The 18,518-nt window shown below is 41.2% G+C and carries 20 protein-coding genes; 4 read left to right on the top strand and 16 right to left on the bottom strand.

What is annotated here, in order from left to right:
- Nucleotides 1–32 precede the first annotated feature (32 nt).
- A complete protein-coding gene (locus BM156_RS19200; RefSeq protein WP_093921531.1) occupies nucleotides 33–1,565 on the bottom strand; it encodes a DUF4301 family protein in 1,533 nt (510 codons plus the stop codon).
- Between the two features lie 242 nt (nucleotides 1,566–1,807).
- Between BM156_RS19200 and BM156_RS19195 the strand changes: the two genes are divergently transcribed.
- The gene (locus tag BM156_RS19195) at nucleotides 1,808–2,755 is read left to right on the top strand and encodes a tRNA modification radical SAM protein MnmL/YtqA (protein ID WP_093921530.1); all 948 of its coding nucleotides are present in this window, start codon (nucleotides 1,808–1,810) and stop codon (nucleotides 2,753–2,755) included.
- Between the two features lie 46 nt (nucleotides 2,756–2,801).
- On the opposite strand, the gene BM156_RS19190 is transcribed toward BM156_RS19195, so the two are convergent.
- The 3 genes from BM156_RS19190 to BM156_RS19180 are packed head-to-tail and all read right to left on the bottom strand — an operon-like array spanning nucleotide 2,802 to nucleotide 5,514.
- Nucleotides 2,802–3,554: a DUF4197 domain-containing protein gene (locus tag BM156_RS19190; RefSeq protein WP_093921529.1), complete on the bottom strand. Its 753-nt coding sequence runs from the start codon at nucleotides 3,552–3,554 to the stop codon at nucleotides 2,802–2,804.
- A gap of 40 nt (nucleotides 3,555–3,594) precedes the next feature.
- Complete coding sequence (locus BM156_RS19185; protein ID WP_093921528.1) at nucleotides 3,595–4,011, bottom strand: response regulator; 417 nt, start codon at nucleotides 4,009–4,011, stop codon at nucleotides 3,595–3,597.
- A gap of 36 nt (nucleotides 4,012–4,047) precedes the next feature.
- Nucleotides 4,048–5,514, bottom strand: a complete 1,467-nt coding sequence (locus BM156_RS19180; RefSeq protein ID WP_093921527.1) for a PAS domain S-box protein — start codon at nucleotides 5,512–5,514, stop codon at nucleotides 4,048–4,050.
- 300 nt (nucleotides 5,515–5,814) lie between these two features.
- Here BM156_RS19180 and BM156_RS19175 point away from each other — a divergent pair, with 300 nt between their 5' ends.
- Nucleotides 5,815–6,669: a hypothetical protein gene (locus BM156_RS19175; RefSeq protein WP_139218338.1), complete on the top strand. Its 855-nt coding sequence runs from the start codon at nucleotides 5,815–5,817 to the stop codon at nucleotides 6,667–6,669.
- An 86-nt stretch (nucleotides 6,670–6,755) separates the two neighbouring features.
- On the opposite strand, the gene BM156_RS19170 is transcribed toward BM156_RS19175, so the two are convergent.
- From BM156_RS19170 to BM156_RS19120, 11 genes are all read right to left on the bottom strand, one after another.
- Entirely contained in the window at nucleotides 6,756–6,983 is a 228-nt protein-coding gene (locus BM156_RS19170; protein WP_093921525.1) for a putative signal transducing protein, read from the bottom strand.
- Nucleotides 6,984–7,058: 75 nt separating this feature from the next.
- A complete protein-coding gene (locus BM156_RS19165; protein ID WP_093921524.1) occupies nucleotides 7,059–7,562 on the bottom strand; it encodes a YkgJ family cysteine cluster protein in 504 nt (167 codons plus the stop codon).
- Nucleotides 7,526–8,452 carry a DMT family transporter gene (locus BM156_RS19160; RefSeq protein ID WP_093921523.1) on the bottom strand — a complete coding sequence of 309 codons (927 nt, stop codon included), beginning with the start codon at nucleotides 8,450–8,452 and terminating at the stop codon, nucleotides 7,526–7,528. Before BM156_RS19160 ends, BM156_RS19165 begins: the two co-directional genes overlap by 37 nt.
- A gap of 193 nt (nucleotides 8,453–8,645) precedes the next feature.
- Nucleotides 8,646–10,073, bottom strand: coding sequence for a sodium:solute symporter family protein (locus BM156_RS19155; RefSeq protein ID WP_093921522.1), 1,428 nt, complete (start codon nucleotides 10,071–10,073; stop codon nucleotides 8,646–8,648).
- On the bottom strand, nucleotides 10,073–10,294 hold the full coding sequence (locus BM156_RS19150) for a hypothetical protein (protein ID WP_093921521.1): 222 nt from the start codon (nucleotides 10,292–10,294) through the stop codon (nucleotides 10,073–10,075). Before BM156_RS19150 ends, BM156_RS19155 begins: the two co-directional genes overlap by 1 nt.
- Before the next feature lie 3 nt (nucleotides 10,295–10,297).
- Nucleotides 10,298–10,513, bottom strand: coding sequence for a hypothetical protein (locus tag BM156_RS19145; RefSeq protein ID WP_093921520.1), 216 nt, complete (start codon nucleotides 10,511–10,513; stop codon nucleotides 10,298–10,300).
- A complete protein-coding gene (gene ablB, locus BM156_RS19140) occupies nucleotides 10,506–11,345 on the bottom strand; it encodes a putative beta-lysine N-acetyltransferase (protein WP_093921519.1) in 840 nt (279 codons plus the stop codon). Before ablB ends, BM156_RS19145 begins: the two co-directional genes overlap by 8 nt.
- A gap of 2 nt (nucleotides 11,346–11,347) precedes the next feature.
- Nucleotides 11,348–12,658 carry a lysine 2,3-aminomutase gene (gene kamA, locus BM156_RS19135; RefSeq protein ID WP_093921518.1) on the bottom strand — a complete coding sequence of 437 codons (1,311 nt, stop codon included), beginning with the start codon at nucleotides 12,656–12,658 and terminating at the stop codon, nucleotides 11,348–11,350.
- A gap of 187 nt (nucleotides 12,659–12,845) precedes the next feature.
- Nucleotides 12,846–13,358: a MarR family winged helix-turn-helix transcriptional regulator gene (locus tag BM156_RS19130; RefSeq protein WP_093921517.1), complete on the bottom strand. Its 513-nt coding sequence runs from the start codon at nucleotides 13,356–13,358 to the stop codon at nucleotides 12,846–12,848.
- Nucleotides 13,359–13,688: 330 nt separating this feature from the next.
- On the bottom strand, nucleotides 13,689–14,447 hold the full coding sequence (gene tpiA, locus BM156_RS19125) for a triose-phosphate isomerase (RefSeq protein ID WP_093921516.1): 759 nt from the start codon (nucleotides 14,445–14,447) through the stop codon (nucleotides 13,689–13,691).
- Between the two features lie 140 nt (nucleotides 14,448–14,587).
- The gene (locus BM156_RS19120) at nucleotides 14,588–15,106 is read right to left on the bottom strand and encodes a YkgJ family cysteine cluster protein (protein ID WP_093921515.1); all 519 of its coding nucleotides are present in this window, start codon (nucleotides 15,104–15,106) and stop codon (nucleotides 14,588–14,590) included.
- Between the two features lie 394 nt (nucleotides 15,107–15,500).
- Here BM156_RS19120 and BM156_RS19115 point away from each other — a divergent pair, with 394 nt between their 5' ends.
- Complete coding sequence (locus BM156_RS19115) at nucleotides 15,501–16,607, top strand: RHS repeat-associated core domain-containing protein (RefSeq protein WP_093921514.1); 1,107 nt, start codon at nucleotides 15,501–15,503, stop codon at nucleotides 16,605–16,607.
- A complete protein-coding gene (locus BM156_RS19110) occupies nucleotides 16,600–17,151 on the top strand; it encodes a hypothetical protein (protein ID WP_093921513.1) in 552 nt (183 codons plus the stop codon). The genes BM156_RS19115 and BM156_RS19110 overlap by 8 nt, the downstream gene beginning before the upstream one ends.
- Before the next feature lie 607 nt (nucleotides 17,152–17,758).
- Here the strand turns inward: BM156_RS19110 and BM156_RS19105 are convergent.
- On the bottom strand, nucleotides 17,759–18,518 hold a 760-nt coding region (locus BM156_RS19105), incomplete at its 5' end, for an IS110 family RNA-guided transposase (RefSeq protein ID WP_093921512.1).

Raw genomic sequence — 18,518 nt, 5'->3', positions numbered from 1 at the left:
AATGCAAATTTAATAATACTTTTTAGAATTACTTAATCCGGCTGATGCTCTTTTCGTAATAAGTCGTTTACTGTTTTTACCGGATTGAAAGTCGTAATTGGAACTTCCACAAAAAGCGTGTTCCAATCAGCCATTGCTCCATTCCATAAGCCCGGTAATTCTTGGGCTTTTAGTTCCTTCCCGTCTTTGGATTTATAGGAAATAAACCCGGTTTGGGGATCTCTGTATGTTAAAAGATTATACTTTTCGCCTCGGTAGTTTTTTATGCCGCAAATCAGGTCAACCGGGTTGAAGTGGGTGGCTTGGCTGACAATGCTTTGCTGCTCTTTATTTTGAAGGTCAATTTGTGAACTTTCCACTACTTGAAGGGAAACTGAACCATCGCGATTCTTCGCCCAGAAAGGACCTCCGCCAGGTTCGCCCTCGTTTTTAACCATCCCACAAACTCGAATAGGACGGTTAAACTTTTCTTTTAGGTAGTGGTATAATTCTTCTTTTTCAGAATAATAGTGACTCGTTGGAGGTTTTACATTGAGGATGTTTTCAAGGAAACTACTTGCCTCGGCGTAAAATTTACTGTCAAGTGCGGTGTAATGTCGCTCATCGAGAATTTGCTGGTAACTGAAAATCCGTTTTTGGTAGTTCAGTAATAATCCAGCCAATGCTTTTTTATATTTGGTCGTGTCTTCTTTTAAATAGTCAGGTACGACGTTATCAATATTTTTGATAAAAATGAGGTCGGCATCCAAATCATTCAGGTTCTCAAGCAAAGCACCATGGCCTCCCGGGCGAAACAGCAAGCTGCTGTCTCCGTTTCGGAATGGTTGGTTGTTCATATCAACGGCAAGCGTATCGGTTGATGGCTTTTGCTGACTGAATTGAATGTCGTATTGTACTTCAAATGCTTGTTCGTACTTGGAACGGATCGCTTTTAAATGAGCTTCAAAAGCGTCCTGATGCTCCGGAGAAACGGTAAAGTGAATTTTTACTTGCCCTGCCTTGTCCTTGGCATATTGAGCACCTTCTGCGCAGTGTTCTTCAAAGGCGGTTCGGCAGTCGTCAGAATATTGATGAAAGGTCAGTAACCCTTTGGGAAGGCTCCCATAGTTCAACCCTTTTTCGGTTAGAACCAAATCGAGAACTTCCAAGGCTGAAAGTTGTTCAACAGGTTGGCTGGCCAACTTCTCAAACTCGGTGTAAAACGCAAATTTTTTCAGATTGTCAAAAAAGTAGTTGACAGATTTTTCCTGAAGCACCTTGGCTTCAGTTTCGCCTGACTCCAGCTTCGATTTCGCTGAGAAAAGGTCTTTAAACATCCGGCTGGCAGCGCCTGATGCAGGTACAAACTTGAGCAAAGAAATTCCGTGCTCTAATTTATGATTTAGAAAATCAATGAATTGATTGGCGTGTTCTTCGTTGAGTTGAATGATGCCTTTGCCGACAGTGGCAGCCTGGATTATCTCCATAAATGGAAATCCTTTTTCAAAGTTCTTGACTTGTTCTTTGACGGTGCTCAGGTCGCTTCCTCTCTCTTCGATGAAAACCAAATCTTCGGCATTAAACATAGACTGTTGGTTTTTTGAATTACTATAAAGTTAAACAATCACTAGTACAATTAGAACGCCCGAAAATGGCTTGGGTTTTTAAAGTTTTCAACATTTGTTGATAAGCACTTGCTTGTGATTTCATTTTCAGCTTGCTAGCTTGCCGCTCATTTTGTGCTTTTATATGAGGAAAAGGGGAGAAAGGCATTTGATTTTGCTCTTTTTTAATTGGAAATGATTTATTTTGCGCGATATTTTGGCTTATGACAGATCACATTTTCTCTTGGGGACACAGCAAACGCTACAATGATTTTTCCAGTTACTTTCGGAACAAGTTTAACGAACGAGTTCAAAAGGTATCGGTTGATGCTGGATTTACTTGCCCAAACCGAGATGGTGCTAAGGCTTGGAGTGGTTGTTCGTATTGCAATAACAAGACCTTTAAGCCGGATTATTGTCGTTTAGAGATCGGAATCTCGGAGCAGGTAAAAAAAGGAGTTGACTTTTTTGCCAAGAAGTATCAATCGATGAAGTTTCTGGCTTATTTTCAGGCATACTCTAATACTTATGCTTCGCTGGATGTGTTAAAAGCACGCTACGAAGAAGCATTGGCTCATCCAAAGATTATTGGCTTGGTGATTGGTACGCGTCCGGATTGTGTTGATGAAGCCATTTTGGACTACTTGGGGGAATTGGCCGAAAATCATTATGTCATGGTTGAGTATGGGGTGGAGTCGGTGCAGGATGAAACGCTGACACGAATTAACCGGGGGCATTTGTTTGAGACCTCGAGATGGGCGATTGAGCAGACGGCAAAACGAGGAATTCATACTTGTGCGCACTTGATTTTGGGCTTGCCGGGAGAGTCGAGAGGAGATGTTTTAAATCAGGCTAAAGTGATTTCGGAATTACCTGTAGAGAATTTAAAGCTTCATCAACTGCAAGTTCATAAAGGAACGCGTATGGCCGTTGAGTATGAGCGTAGCCCCGAAGACTTTATGTTGTTTTCAGCTGATGAGTATGTTGATCTGGTTGTAGATTATTTGGAATTGCTTAATCCTGAAATTATTATTGAGCGTTTCGTTAGTCAGGCTCCCCGTGATTTGCTGATCGCTCCTTTGTGGGGGCTGAAAAACTTTGAATTTGTTGCCCGGGTTGAGAAGCGTTTGGCAGAACGTGAAACTTGGCAAGGACGCCTTTGGAAGTATTGATTCTGATCCTTTTGTTGTTCTCACTCCAGAAAAGAGCTTGCCAAAGCTATTGTTTGGCAAAAACTCGTTTCAACAGATCGGTTACCCGTGCTGCGGGATCTTGTCGTATATTTTTCTCGGTTTCTCCTATTTTTAAGAACAAGCCATCGAGTGCCCTTTGGGTCAGGTAAGTGCTTAAGTTCGTTTCAACTTTCTCCAAGCTAGCGAGCTGTCCTACAAAAGAGCCGGCTACCTGGTTCCATTGTTTGGTTAACTCATCCCACGATTGCTGTGCAGATAGGTTGCCAACAAGCTTTTTATTAAGCGATGCTTCAATTTTTGGTTGATACAGTTGAGTTAGAGTATTATAATTGGTTTTCTTGAGATAATTGGTTGCCGCATAATCTCCGCCAGTCAAAATCCCTGCAGCATCCTGAATACTCATTTGCTTAATGCTGTTTGCAAGAATTGGGGCTGCTTCCTTAGCTGCATCTGATGCCGCATGGTTGATGCTGGTTATCACTTTATCCACCAACTGATCTCCGCCTGGGAGTTTGCTCAGGTTATTGGTAATCATATCCGCTTCTGGTGGAAGTGAAATTTTAACAGCTTCGTCTTTTAAGTAGCCGTCTAGCGCTGAAAGCCGAGAGACCGAACTGTCGGTTCCAACAACCAGGGCTTGTTTTAACCCACTTATAATTTCCGTTTGGGACAGTGGTTTTTGGTCTTGGTAAATTGTTGTCGCCAATTGTTGCATTTCAGCACAGCTCGTCATAAAAAAGAGGAGGCCGGCAAGCAGGCTTAATTTTAAGTTTCGCATATCAATGATTTATTTTTTGAACACAAACATTTGAGAGGGGCTAAAGTTGAGTAGAAAAATAATCACGAACAAGTTTTTCCAATATTTCAGAAGAAAGGGGTTTGCTTATGAAGTCTCGAACATCGGGATTGTTTCTGGCTTTCGTCTCGTCGTCAGGATTAGGTGATGTTGTGAGCATGACAACGACAATGTGTTTTTTGCAGGTGTCGTCCAGCTTTCTGTAAGCTTCTAGAAATTCCCATCCATTCATTGCCGGCATGTTGATATCTAAAAGAATAAGGGCTGGCGGTGGTGTGTCGGAGGAATGCTGTTGGGCGAGGTGAAGAAGCGCTTTTTCTGCATTTTGAAAGGTGACAATTTGGATTGATTCGTCCGTGTCTTTAATGATGATCTGGTGCAGAAAATTGTCAGCTTCGTTGTCGTCAATTAAAATGATGGTATGTAAATTTTTTTTCATGGGGATTATTTTGAATTGGTGAATAAGTGGGGCGGATTAAGTTCTTATGGTTGGCTCTTGTATTGTTAAATCATGCATTGGGTTGATTGGAAGCGTGAAAAAGAACGTACTTCCCTTGCCGAGGGTGGATTGCACCCAAATAGAACCTCCATGCAACTCAACAATTTTCTGGCAAAGGGCTAGTCCAATTCCGGTTCCTTCGTAGTCGGATTGGGGGTGTAAACGCTGAAAAATGACAAATATTCGTTCGAGGTGCTGGGGTGCGATGCCAATTCCATTATCTGCTACCTGGAACAAAAAATGATCCTTCTTTCGCTCTGCTTGAATTGTTATCATTGGAGCCCGTTTGTCTTCTCTGAATTTGATCGCGTTGACAATGAGATTCTGAAAAAGCTGACGAAGTTCCGTTGGGTAAGCCTCTACTTGAGGTAATCCTTTGGAGTGCACGGTTGCTTTGGCTATAGAGATTGAGGATGCAAGGTCTTGTTTTATCTCGCGGAGCAATTCGGAACAATTTACCGGGCTTTTTTGCTTGCTTTGCCCAATTCGGGAATAGTTTAACAGCCCGACAACTAACTCTTCCATGCGGTTGGTCGCTTGCGAAATAAAGTGTAGGAAATGCTTGCCCTGTCCCTCTAGTAATTCAGCATAGTGTTGATTTAACAAGTCTACAAAGCTTTTCACTGTTCGCAGAGGCTCTTGCAAATCGTGTGAGGCAATGTAGGCAAATTGCTCCAATTCTTTATTTTTTACCTGAAGTTGGTGATTGAACGAATGCAGCTCTTGCTCCGTCTTTTTGCGTGCAGTAATGTCGCGTATGGCTGCACTGACCAAAAGTTCACGGGCGGTTTTTAGCGGACTTAGGGATATCTCAACAGGAAATTCGTGGCCGTCTTTGTGTTTCGCAAAAAGCTCCAGATTAGCACCCATTGGGCGTATTTTGGGGCTTTTAAAATAGTTGGCTCTGTGCTGTGAATGATTGCCATGAAAGCGTTGTGGTATTAACTGTTCAATCTTTTGCCCAAGGAGCTCTTCTTTTTGATAACCAAAAATATTTGTTGCTTGTGCATTCATTCGTTGAATGGTGCCGCTTTCGTTTACAATCACCATGGCATCTGGAGCTGTTTCCAGTAGGTCTTGCGCTTTATTGCTCATTCTTTCTTCTGCAGTCAGCGGGCGAATTAGTTCAGATATCGCGATAAGTTGCCCTTGTTTGTTAAGGATAGGAGAAAAGCGTGCTGAAACAAAAACAGGTCTTTTGTCTCGTGTCAGTCTTATGGTTTGAATGGCTTCAGGTTGTTCTTGTTTGTCTAATCTGGAAATGATTTTATCGAGTTCACTATTCTTTGAGTCCTGCACTAAGGAGGAATGGGGAGTACCAATTAGCTGATGTTCTTGGTACTTTAAAAGTTGCAAGGCAGAATGGTTGGCGTAGCTTATTTTTCCATCCAGATCAATTGCTAGAATGCCATCCAAGGCATGGGTAAGTATGGAATTAATCATGCTTAATCTTTTTAAAAACATGGATGCGGTGCTTCTTGGACGCATCTGTGTTTTAATTCATGAAATTCCCAAAATGACGAATCGATAGGTCGATTTCTATAAAACATAGAATGGTGAAAGATAGTTCGGCAGGTGGTCACTTTTTATGTCGAGCTGATTCAATTGTTCGTGGGGCAACTTCAATTTAGAGTTAGGTGAAACGGCAAAAAATTGTTAGCTTGCCTTGGCTTTTTATATACGCTAAGTCTCGTATTTAAAGGCCTAAGGAAGTTTTAATGAATTTATAAATAGAAAAAGATAATGATGAAACGCCACCTGCTACTTTTGGGATTCTTGGTTTTGTGCTTTGTTGGAAAAGCTCAGACAGCTTATAAGTATGTAATTGTTCCTACTCGTTTTGCTGAGTTTACGGACGACCTTAACCCGTATGGATTGAGTGCCGCCTTGCAAAAGGAATTTACAGATAAGGGGATCCGAAGTGAGTTTCAGTCGGATCAGGTTGCAGATGACTACTGCGATGCTTTAACGGTAAATTTGGTTAAAGTGCAGCACTTATTTCGCAATAAGTTGAAGGTTGAGTTATTGGATTGTCGTAACCGGGTGGTTTGGTCAGAAGAAGGAACAGGACATTCAAAAGAATTTCGGGAGGGTTATGCCGAAGCGGTAGCCGATGCGATGAAAGACTTGGAGAAATTGCCATTAAACCCACTGGCTGGACAAGTTGCTGGAAGGACAACTCCAGTGGCAGTACCAGTTGCGCAAGCAGAAACCGCTCCTTCGCAGGCTGTCGTGTCAACGCCAGTTCAGGCCCCTAAAGTAGTAAGTCAGCAGGCTCCGCGTGCAGAGGCAAAGCGGACAGTTTCCTTATATCGCCCAGCAAACCTTTATTACAATTATACTTATTTTGTAGACTTGGTTGAGAAGGATAACGGGCAGAAAGCTTTGTTGGTAGTAAATGGTAAATTGCTTGGTTACGACGAACTGCAAGTAATTGCTGAATTGGAGCCAACAGGTTTGGAGCAGGTTTTTACGGTTGAATGGACTAAGCCGAATGGGAGTGCTGTTCGTGGCGTTGCCAATCTTACTGAAGGTGAGTTAACGCTGTCCTTGCCCGGAGATGATGGACAAGAAGTGATTCGATTGCAACGTTATTAGCGCCAAGATTCAATTTTCTTTAGACGGATTTGGTTGAATAACTTTGCTCCAAAAAGAATATAAGCACAAATTTTATTTGTGCTTTTTTATTGATTCAAATCGTCTAAAATTGCTTGAGCTGCTTCCAGGTCTTTCTGTTGGACGAGCAATTCAATGGATGAAGGAGTCCCTCCTCCAAATCCAGCGGTGATGCCGGATTGGTAGTCATTGCGAATAAGAGTTGAAATGCCTTGTTCTTCCAATTGTCCTTTAAGCAGAATAACTTCTGTTTCGGAGCCAGTGAAAATCGGGATTAGGGCTGTGTCGTTTTGCATGGTTTATTGTTTTGGTCTAATATAATGAAAAAACGATTGGCACCGGCATTCATAGATTTGAAATATTCGCTGTTTTTACCATTCCATTTTGCATAGCTCATCAGTAATGGCGAAAACAATGGGGCAAACTTCACAATTCTTATGGCTTAGTTTGAGTATTTGGTAGAAACGTTTGCGATCGGTGTGCGGATATTCGCGGCAAGCTCGTGGGCGGTTTTCATAAACGCAGCAATAGTTGTCCGCAAGTAAAAACGGGCAAGGGGTTTCTTGAAAGACGTAATCATCCTCCTCGTCCATATATAAGTATTGGCTTATAAAATCGGCTGCTTTCATGCGTTGCGATTTTGCCAGTCGTTCTACATCTTTGTCCTTAACAATGGGACTGATGCCGGAGCAGCAATTGGCACAATCGAGGCAGTCAAATTGGTCAAAAGCTTCTTGATGAAGGGCATGAACAATTGAGTCCAGGTTTTTGGGCTTTTTCTTTTTTAATTTTTGAAACAGGGCTGAGAATTCCTGCTTCCGGTTGGCCGTCATCTGCTTTAGCTCTTCGCGCTTGTAATACTTGATAGTTTCCATTCCCAACGTTTCTTTCTTTTAAATTGAGCCATAAAAAGCCCTAAAATCACAACTGTTATTCCTGTTATTTTTTGTGAATTGATTGTTTCTTTTAAAACAAAAAACGAAAAAATAGCGACAAAAACAGGAATTACATTGATAAACATGTTTGACTTGTTGATGCCAATTTTCCGAATGCTATAGGTGAAAAAGATAAAAGCCAAAATTGAAGCAAACACAGCCAGTTTAATAATTGCGGCAAATGCCTCGGCTGAAAAAGGAGTGGCTAAAGCTTCTTTCGCTTCAAAAATTCCCCAGAATGGGAGAAACATAAAAGCACCAAACAGATTTTGGTAAGCAATTATGGTAAATCCATTGTAGTTGGTGGTCATGCGTTTTAAAACAACAGCATAGCCAATGGTTGATAGCACGGCAACGAACTCAAGAGCGATTCCTAAAGGCGATGCAGACAGGCCGGAAGACATATCAAAAACAACCAGGCTACAGCCGAAAAAGGAAACCAGCAATCCGGTGAAGTTGGTCCAGCTGAGTTTCTCTTTGTAAAAGTACCAAGCAGCAAAGGGTGAAAATAGGGGGATTGTTGCAACAATGACGGCTGCTACAGTTGGCGATACATACTTCAATCCAAAACTTTCGCCCATGAAATAGAGAAATGGCTCGAAAAAGGAGAGGAGTATCAAAAGGCCCAGATCGCTCTTTTTAACAGCTTGTAGTTTGCCAATAACTTTAGAAACAACAAACATAATGGCCGCGGATAGACTCAGTCTAATAAGTACCACAGTCATTGGTTCGTAGCTTTTGTAAGCTATCTTGAACCAAACGAATGAGAAGCTCCAAAAGAACATGGCGATTAGAGCTGCCCCATAATATTGGATTGTTTTGTTTTTCATACCGCCGGTAAAATAAGCGGCAAAAATAACTATAATTTCATCTGTATAAATTTTAATTTCCTGATAATTTAAAAATTCAAATTTGACAGATGGAACGGCTCAGTTCGTCGCTCTCACATAAAATTTATCCATTCTTGTTTTTGTAATTTTTGAACGATAAATTTCATATTCGTTTCAGAGTCGAGAAATAGTTTTAGGCATAGGATGGTTTTGATTTTGTGGCTGAAGCGATCAAGAGGAAAACAACAAGAGAACTAGTTATGCCAAAGATGATTGGGTCAAGGCCCAGAGGTAATTGTAAGTCTAAGATGATCAAACTGAGCGAAGTGCTTCCTCCTGCAAGCATGGCGCCCATGGCAGCCCTGGGATTGTTTTTGGTTTTGATGAGTGCAGCCACTACTGGAATGAATAATCCAGAAACCATGAAGGTGTATGAATGTAGCATGAGCTCCAGAACATTCGGCATTTTAAACGCTAAAAGTAATGCAACTCCTCCAACGGCCAGCGTCAGAACTTGAGAGAGTCGTAAGCTTGATGGATGGTTGTGTCCTTTCAGGATATCTGTGAGTATATTGCCTGAAGCTGCCATTAAGCAACTGTCGGCAGTAGACATGATGGCCGAAAAGTAGGCGGATAATACAATGCCGGTTAAACCTACAGGAAGAACTGTTTTTAATAGTAGCGGAAGCCCCATCTCTGAGTCAATTGCCGCCCCTGCGGGAAAGCCTGCGCCAGCAAGCATACCATTTTCAAAAGCTACTTTGGAAAGCAGTCCTAATAAGACTCCGCTGAAAGCCATTAGCGGGTATTCAAAAAGTCCGGCAATGAACCAGGCGCGTTGAGCTGATTTGGGACTCTGCGAAGCATAAATTCGCTGGTAAAGAGTCATTCCTATAAACCAAATGGGAATGACCGTAGCCATCCAGTTTAGAAACTGTTGCCAGCTAATGTTGGTAAAACTTAAGAACGAGCTGGGCAAGGTTTCTTTGACTGCTTCAAAACCTCCAACGGCAAAATAACACAGTGGAAGAGCAACAAAAATAAGGCCTCCCATCAAGATAATCCATTGAATGGTGTCGGTGTAAATAACCGCCTTGAGTCCTCCCAGTACGGTATAAACAACAGCAATTACTCCCATAACCAACAGCGCGGTATTGAACGAGAGAGCAGGAAAAGTAGCTGCAGCAAGTTTTGCTCCAGCAAGGATTTGCGAACTGGTAAATCCGAGATAGCCGATGGCTGAGATGATCCCGGCAATTAGCGCTACTTTGGTGCTGTAACTGTTGGCTAGAAATTGGGGAAAGGAAAGTAGGTTTTGGCGTTGGGATAATCGATGAACTTTAGGAACCAAAATTACTGCGGTGAGCCAGGCTCCTATTAGTCCGGAAAATAAAAGCCAGCTTCCGGAGAGCCCCATGATAAAACCCAGTCCTCCCAGTCCAATTGAAAATCCGCCGCCAACATCAGTTGCTACTACAGACAAGCCAATATGAAGGCTGCTCATTTTTCGACCGCCTACAAAATAGTCGTCTGTGTTTTTGTTTTTGCGCAGGAAAAAAAATCCCACACCTAACATGAAAATGAGGTAAACCACAAAAATGGTCAGATCAATCCAATGCATTATTTTAGGCTGATTTTTAGGGTGTAATAGGGTGCTCTTTCGGTGTTGCTAATCCAATTCTTGGCTCGTAAGGCACGGAGGTGTTCTTTGCCTTTGCGGTAGCTTAGTTTGAGCCGCATGAGAATATCTCCTGTCGTGAACTGGTCGTTATGCTCAAGTAGCTGAAGGATTGCACGCTCAGTATTGTCTTCAATTTGTTCTAATCTGATTTCTTGTTTCATTATTTAGCTTTGTTTATAGGGGGTTGCAGTTGCAGGAATCTCCTGTCCTGTGTCGGCAATTTTAAAACGCTCACAGTTTTTCCATCCTTTTTGACCTCTGTTGCAGAATACATTTTTGATCAGAAAAGGAGAGATTTTATCAATAAGAAGTTCTTCTTGATAAACGGGGCATTCTTTGGCAAAGGGGCAAAGTTTCCCCAGATGTCTTTGGTTAACCATTTTTCATAAGCTTTTTGTAATACACGTTCATGCTTTCGATTTGTCCGGAGATGTTGGTGTTATTGGTTAGTACGCCTGAAAAACGATAACCATGGTTGATGAATGTTTTATTCATCCCGGGCGAATTGAGTCGGGCAATCGTGTATACGGTTTGATATTTTTGTTCTGTTAGGTATTCTTCCATTTTCTGTAGCAGAAAATAGGCAAGCCGATGCCCTCTATATTCAGGAAGAACGGCAAAGTCGGTCATCTCCGCATTTTTGTTTTTGGGGTCTACTTCGGCAGAAGAAATGCCGACCAGCTTTTGGTTGTGCCAGATTCCAAAATAAATGACGGTTTCTTCCTGCATCGTTTCCCGGATGTACTCGGGTTGCGTGACAGGAAATGGGTAGGTCTCGAAAACCTTTCCAAATAGCTCAGACATTTGCGGAGCTTCCTTGGGGCTCAAAAGTGTTAGTTTAAACTCTTTTGCCAGCACAGCCCCATTGTTGTTCTGGGGTTGTGCTAGTAAGTCTGTTAAAGTATCTAAGGCTGAGGAAGGTGCTTTTTTTCGTTCGTCTGATAAGAATTTAGACATGAAAAAAACATCCTGTTCTCCCTGGTAAAACGAAGGAATGAAAGCTTCTTGTGTGAAGCCATCTTTTAAAAAGACCGGTTGAGCAGCAGCCGGAACTTTGGCTATAATTTTTGTATAGCCATTGGTTTCAGCCAGCTTATTGAGCTGATCAGTAATGTTATTTCGGTCCTTTTCGTCGTATTTCAATAGGAAAATTCGGTTGTTGAATTCTCCGTGATGAACCAGCGAGTGTCCTAGCTTTTCAATCAAATCCATAATTAGTCGTCTCTTCTGTTATGTCGTTCGTTATTTTCAGGAATCAGCGAGATTGAATCATTTGAATCTGCGAGTAGCTTTTCAATTCCTAATGATTGCATTTCATCACTTTCTTCCATATTCAATTCAAGGTTGCAGTTTTCGCAATCCCGGTCGCAAAATTTGTTTTCGTAATGATCCGGCTCTTTGTAGGTGGTAATGACACCTTCGTAGTTTCGAAGCACAACTTTATGTGTTGACCAGGAGATAATGTAGTTGGGCATAACGGGAATTTTTCCTCCACCTCCAGGTGCATCAATCACGTAGGTTGGAACAGAAAAACCGCTGGTATGTCCGATAAGGCTTTCCATGATTTCAATTCCTTTCCCTACCGGTGTGCGGAAATGCGAAAGTCCTTCAGATAAATCACATTGGTATAAGTAGTAGGGGCGAACCCGGTTTTGTACTAGCTTGTGCACCAGCTTTTTCATAATCCGTGGGCAGTCATTCACATTGGCCAAAAGAACGGTCTGGTTTCCAACTGGAAAACCGCCATCGGCCAGCTTGCGAACGGCCTCTTTGGCTGAGGCTGTCATTTCGCGCGGATGATTAAAGTGGGTGTTAATCCACAGTGGTTGATATTTCTTCAAAATCTGGACGAGTTCGTCTGTAATGCGGTAAGGAAGTACAACGGGCATTCTCGTTCCTATGCGAACTACTTCGACGTGTGGTATCGCGGTAAGCTCACTCAGTAGCCAGTCAATTTTACTATCTGGCAACATGAGCGGGTCACCTCCTGATAGCAATACATCCCTTACTTGTGGCGTGTTTTTAATGTACTCAATTCCTTTTTGAAGTTGTTCTTTTGAGGGGATAAAATCGATGTCACCAACTTTGCGTTTTCGTGTGCAATGGCGGCAATACATAGCACACACATTACTAACATGGAATAAAACACGGTCTGGGTAGCGATGGGTAATTCCTTCTTCTGGGCTGTCTTTGTCTTCTGATAGAGGATCAGTTAAGTCTGTGTCTAACACATGCAATTCATGAACATTCGCAAATGATTGCTTAAACACCGGGTCGTTTTGGTAATTCTCTGTAGAAATTAGAGAAGCGTAATAAGGAGTGATGGACAATGGAAATTTTTCCAGTGTTTTTTTTAGCTGTGATTTTTCGTCGGCATTAAAAGTAATGCCCGTAAGTTTTTCAAACTGATCGATGTTGCTAATTGAATTTTTTAGCTGCCACTTCCAGTCTCGCCAATTTGAAATTGTAGATGTTTTGTTGATTTTGTTAGCAATTGCTTGTTGGGTGCCATTAAATATCTCCATATAAAAGGTTATTGGTTTCTATGCGAACAAAAATACTTTTTTAGGAGAATATAGGCAAATGGAAACCGTTTTTGTAAGTGGTTTTATTTGCTTGTGTGAGCGTTGTTTGTGCTGTTATTCAGGAGATTGTTTTAGGGCATAAAAAAAGCCAGAAAAATATCTGGCTCATTAAATGTTTGCTTGCAAACTAAATTTCTTGGCTCTTTGAGCTTATTTCTTTTTTTGTTTCTTCGATAGGTTCTTCGATTGTAAGCATTGGAGAAGCCTCTACTTGTTCAATATCGAGTATGTGTACAAGGGTTACTAAACTTTCTTGAATTTGCTGTAGCTTAATACTGGGAAGTGATTGAAGCCTCTCTGACAACCGATCATGCAACAAGGGGGGGACCTGTTTTAGCAGTTCTGATCCTTTGGAGGTCAGTGCAATATTAACGACTCGTTTATCTCCTTGTTTTGGAAGTCGAGCTAAACACCCTTTATTCTCTAAACGATCAATAATACCGCTAGTGGTACTTGAGTTCAAATTTAAAAATCGACGAATTTCTCCTTGTGTTGATTGAAAATTTCGTGAAGCATGCAGGTAGCTTAAGCACAATAACTGTGGAATACTAACGCCGTATTCCTTTTGTATCTTTTTTGATTCCAGGTTAATTGATCGAACAATTCTCCTGATCGTGATTAGAATTTCTGTTGTATCCATGATATTTGTTTCGATAGGACAAAAGTAGGCCAGTTTTCTCAATATTCAAAAGCAAAAAATGGGGTAAAACAAAAGAAGAATTTGCACTCAGGAAAATTGCCTGGAGTATTGTTAAATTACTCGATAATAGAGGCAAACGATGCCTGAGTGTAAATAGAAGTAGCAGAAAAAGGGTGTTTCGATCATGTCGTGAAAACGATGGAGGGATAACAAAAACTGAAGAATGACCTAATTTTATGCGTTCAGTAATTGCTGTTGAGAATAGAAAGAGCCATCCTTTTGGGGACAGCTCTTTTCTGAATAAATATTTTGCGTATTGCTTACTACGAACTAGTATGCATTGATGATTGCAAGAAAGTCTTCAGCTTTCAATGAAGCTCCACCAATCAAACCACCATCGATGTCTGGGTTAGCAAACAATTCGTTAGCATTTTTAGGATTACAGCTTCCGCCGTAAAGAATTGAAGTCTCTTCAGCAACTGCAGCTCCAAATTTGTCCGCGATCAATCCGCGGATGAAAGCCAACATTTCCTGAGCTTGCTCTGAACTGGCAGTTACACCTGTTCCAATAGCCCAGATTGGTTCGTAAGCAATAATGATTTTTGAGAAATCTTCAGCTGAAAGATTGAAAACAGTTTCTTCCAATTGTGTTTTTACAAAGTCGTTTTGAGTTCCTGCTTCGCGGATATCCAATGCTTCACCACAGCAGTAAATTGGAGTCAAGCCGTTTTCCAATGTCAAAGCTACTTTTTTGTTCAAAATTTCGCTTGTTTCACCGTAGTATTCGCGTCTTTCAGAGTGTCCTAAGATTACATATTCAGCTCCGGTAGATTTTACCATAGCAGCTGAAACTTCACCAGTGTAAGCACCTTTAGCTTCTGCAGCACAGTTTTGAGATGCCACACCAATACGATTGGTATCAACAGCGTCAACAACGCTGGTAATGTGTGTAAATGGAGTTCCAAGAACAACAACAACATCTTTTGCACCATCTTTTGCAACTGCTTCGTTTACAGCTTTTGCTAGCTCAACACCTTCTTGTAGGTTGGTATTACATTTCCAGTTACCGGCAACTACTTTTTTTCTCATGTCTCTTTATTTTGAGGAATAGTGATTATTGATTCAAAAATATCGCATCAAAAATAGGAAAAGCTACGAAAAGCACCTAACCATTTTCGTGATGAGTATGGGATTTAACCTAAGGTTTAAACAACGGTCTGCTGCCCTTTTTAGGAGTTTTTTGGCTGGAAGTGATCCTTTAGGTGCTGCATGGGAATTAACTCAAATTCGGAATGTTCTCCTTTACTTTCTTCAAGAAATGCTTTGTTTAGCATGAACAACTTGCTGTTGAACGTGTCCTGCGGGAAGGAATTTTCCGAGGTAAACTCTTCATCGGCAAAATCAGTAAAGTTTAGTTCACAAGCTGATAGTTCCCATTGATCATCATTCATAAATAATAGTGGGAGTCCGTGGGTCCGGCAGATAATTGGCCGATGCTCATAAATCTGACATGCATGATCTTTCAGGAAAATACAACTTCCGTCAATTGACTCCTGAAGTTCTACCGGATGATTTTGAAGTGCTTCTTTCATGGCTTCAAATTCAATGGGAAACACATCATAGTCCATACAGCAAAGGTCGCAGCCTTTTTTGCAGGCCATGTGCTTTTGGTGTTTGCTTGCGAGTTGTTCAGTAAGTTGATCCACTTGTGCTCGAAGCTGAAGGTATTTTTTTATTGATGCTGACATTGGCGAGTAATTTGGAGGCAAAAGTAACAAAAGAGCCGAAAAATCGTCAATTGCGAGGCAGTGCAAGGTGAAAAACAAGGAAAGTACGCGCGTGAATAGCAAGTTTGATGCCTGTAAGTTGAAAGAAATAAAAGATTATGCTCATAAACATATTTGATAAAAGATGCGGGTTGAAATGCCCGTATTTAGCGGGATTGCTAGCTGCTGTTTCGGATTTGTGAGGATTAATAAGAGGGATAAATCGTCGTCTTATTTTGCTTGCCTATTGACTTTGTTAGTTAATTGTGTTAACTAGTAGTGCGGTTAACAAAACGTAGAAGGGTAGGATGAGGAAATTGAGAAGATTTGAGTAACCGAATTGTAGACGGGAAGATAGCTATTGTGTGGCTCACCAATGACGAACCCGGTAAGCGTCCGCTTCCGGGTTTGTTTAGTTGGTGGAAGAAAGCGGCGATGCGAACGACTTCTGTATTTAGAAACCAACGTTCTTTACAAGTTTGAATATCACCTGAAAGATCACCTGGGCAATGTACGCGTGGTTTTCGGAGGGCACAGCAATGGGCAGCCCGAGTATATCCAGCGGACGGATTATTATCCTTTCGGGTTGGTGATGGCCCAGAAGAACTACACCAGCTTTGATGAGCTGAATGCTGACCGGGCCCCCTTTGAAAACAAGTACCTGTACAACGGCAAGGAATGGCAAAACGATGAAGTCGGCGGGGTGAAACTGGATTGGTATGATTACGGGGCCAGGATGTACGACCCGGAACTGGGGAGATGGCATGTGGTTGATCCAAAAGCTGAATTGGGCAGAAGGTGGTCGCCTTACAACTATGCTTGGAACAATCCAATGAGATTTATTGACCCAGATGGAATGCAACCTAATGGATATGAATTTGCAAAATGGGTACGCAACAATCCAATGTCAGCAGTAACTGAAGGATTTCGTCAAATGTTTGATGCTGCCGCTTCGTTGTTTACGGTTAAAGCAGGAGCTAGAGTTACTCAAACCAAGAGATTAGCTGGGATAGAATCAAAATCTTTTTCTGCATCTTCGTCAGTTGTAACAACAAGCAAATTTGAAGCAAAACTTGATGCGTCTCAAGTTTTTGACTATAATGGGAACAACAAAACAACTTTGTCAGAAATAAACCCAATAAAGTTAGAATCATCAACAAGTACTAATCTTGTTCAAAATGCCAGTGTTGATTTAACCGCAGAAGGAATTCCTGCAGAGATTTCTGTTTCACATCAAACGGACTTAGCTAATGGGGATACTTCTGTTACAACAGAGTTCAGCTCAGGCGTTTCTGGAGGAAATGGCGTTGTGAATTCTTCGGGAAATATATATGTAAATACAACGACAACAAACTCTGATGGAAGTACCAGTACAAGTGTCGCAGCAGGAGGGCAGGTTGATGCTCAAGTTAGTCAGGGAAATACATCTATTAGCATAGGGGCTTACTTGGAAATTGAAAAATTATTGAATCAAAATGAATAATAAAATAAAAAAATACAAACAGGATACTGCTTTCATTATCCTGTTTGTTATTGGATGTTATACTGTCATAACTAGCCTAATCAAGGGAATGCCTTTGAGTTGGCATGGTTATGCCGGGCTTGGTTCTATTGCCTTCAGTACATTTTTATATTTTACTCGTTATGGATTCTTTAAATATTTTTTTGTAATCGTCCTCTTTTTAGGACTTGCAAATGTACTTCACTTTACAACAAGCATGGTAACCATCAGCTTTTATGTTGGGATTCTGAAAGTAATAAATCTACAGACACTTGAAGTGCAAGTGCTTTCATTTCTGCTACTTTTAGTACATGGTTTTTTCCATAGAAAGTCAATATTTAAAGTACTCAGAGGACTATCATTGAAGTCAGAGGAAGAGAAATTAGAGGAAGAAAAAAAGCGAATAGAAATGTTTGAAAAACAATTTAAAGAGTTGCCAAGAACAGAACTTGAAGTTATGAAGGATAATAAGGATTCATATTCAAAAGAAGCGATTCTTGCAATAGAGAACTTACTAAAGGAATAAACCCTAATATAAAAATCAAAACAACAAACCCGGCCGTTTTGGTCGGGTTTTGTTTTTATAACATTAATTGCTTAAGCTTCCCTTTAGTAATAAAAGCATCAATAAGCTTTTTAACCGTTTGGCGGTCATCATCGCCCATCTTTTCAACTTCCTTGAATTGCTGTAACAGCTCGGCATCTTGTAGGGTGTTCCCACACTGCCCCTTCTATGTTGTAATCCAAACTTAGGGAGTATTATTTTGAAACTATTTTCGCTATAACTTTTTAAATCTAAGTATATTATCTTTATTTCTTGTAAAGAGGAAGAGGACGCAGGCTCTGCTGGGGAGCAACCTGTCAGCAATACTCTTTACGGATACACTGTATAAGGGGAGGTTCTCGGACCTTCCTTTTACTTATACAGGAATCCTCAATGGCTAAAGAAAACCCAATATGGTTTCTATAGCTTACGCTGATAAATATCCCGTAAAAACAACCTTCTATCAGTAGACAAATACTACATTTCCCTGTTTCAGTTTTTACAAGTAAAGCGCCGCAATCTCGTTAAGCAGACCAGACTGCAAGGGGCAGTAAGCGGTCACTTTAATATACTGGTTGTTTTTAAGGGTTTATTTGACAATTCCTGGTACATATTCCATTTTGTTTTTCAGTACAAAATATATCCGGTTCAATACTTTTCGGGCAATTCGGACAATCGCTTTGTTTGATTCCATCCGTTTTATGTAGGTGTTATAGCTTAACGAAAGGGCCGGATCAAGGCTTGCAGCAATCCAGGAGGTTTCTATCAGGGATGTCCTTAAAATATTTGAACCCCGGAAAGTTATTTCACCATCACTTGCCCTTTCCCCGGAAGAACGATAATTGGGCACCAATCCTACAAAGCCTGCAAAATGATCTGTATTTTCAAACCGGTCAATATTTTCGATCTCTGTCAGAAAAGTAATGGCTGTTATTAGTCCAATTCCAGGAATGCTTCTTAGCAATGCTATGTTCTTCTCATATTTTTCACAACCGGCCAACAGCCTGATTTTCGTTAGCACCTCCAGCAATAATTGTCGCTGTTGTTCAGCCTCTTTTACCAATATTTTTAATGCTTGTGTGCCAGAGTCATGTTGGAGTGATACTTCTTCGCCAAGCCATTTCATAAACCGTTTTGACCAGTGGGAGCCTGACTTTTCGAATTGAGGGGGAAATGGAATTCCATAAAAATACAAGAATGATTTTATTCGTTGCTTGAATCTTACCATGTCCTTAACCATTGTGGCCCGTATACGGACAAGTGACCGGTCTTCCAATGTCGATTGGGCAGGAACATATATTGCCGTCAATTCGCCGGCCCGTAACGAATGGGCAAGTTTCCGGCTGTCT

Source organism: Sunxiuqinia elliptica, assembly GCF_900113005.1.
Taxonomy (GTDB): Bacteria; Bacteroidota; Bacteroidia; order Bacteroidales; family Prolixibacteraceae; genus Sunxiuqinia; species Sunxiuqinia elliptica.
This window is presented reverse-complemented; position numbering and strand designations above follow the sequence as displayed.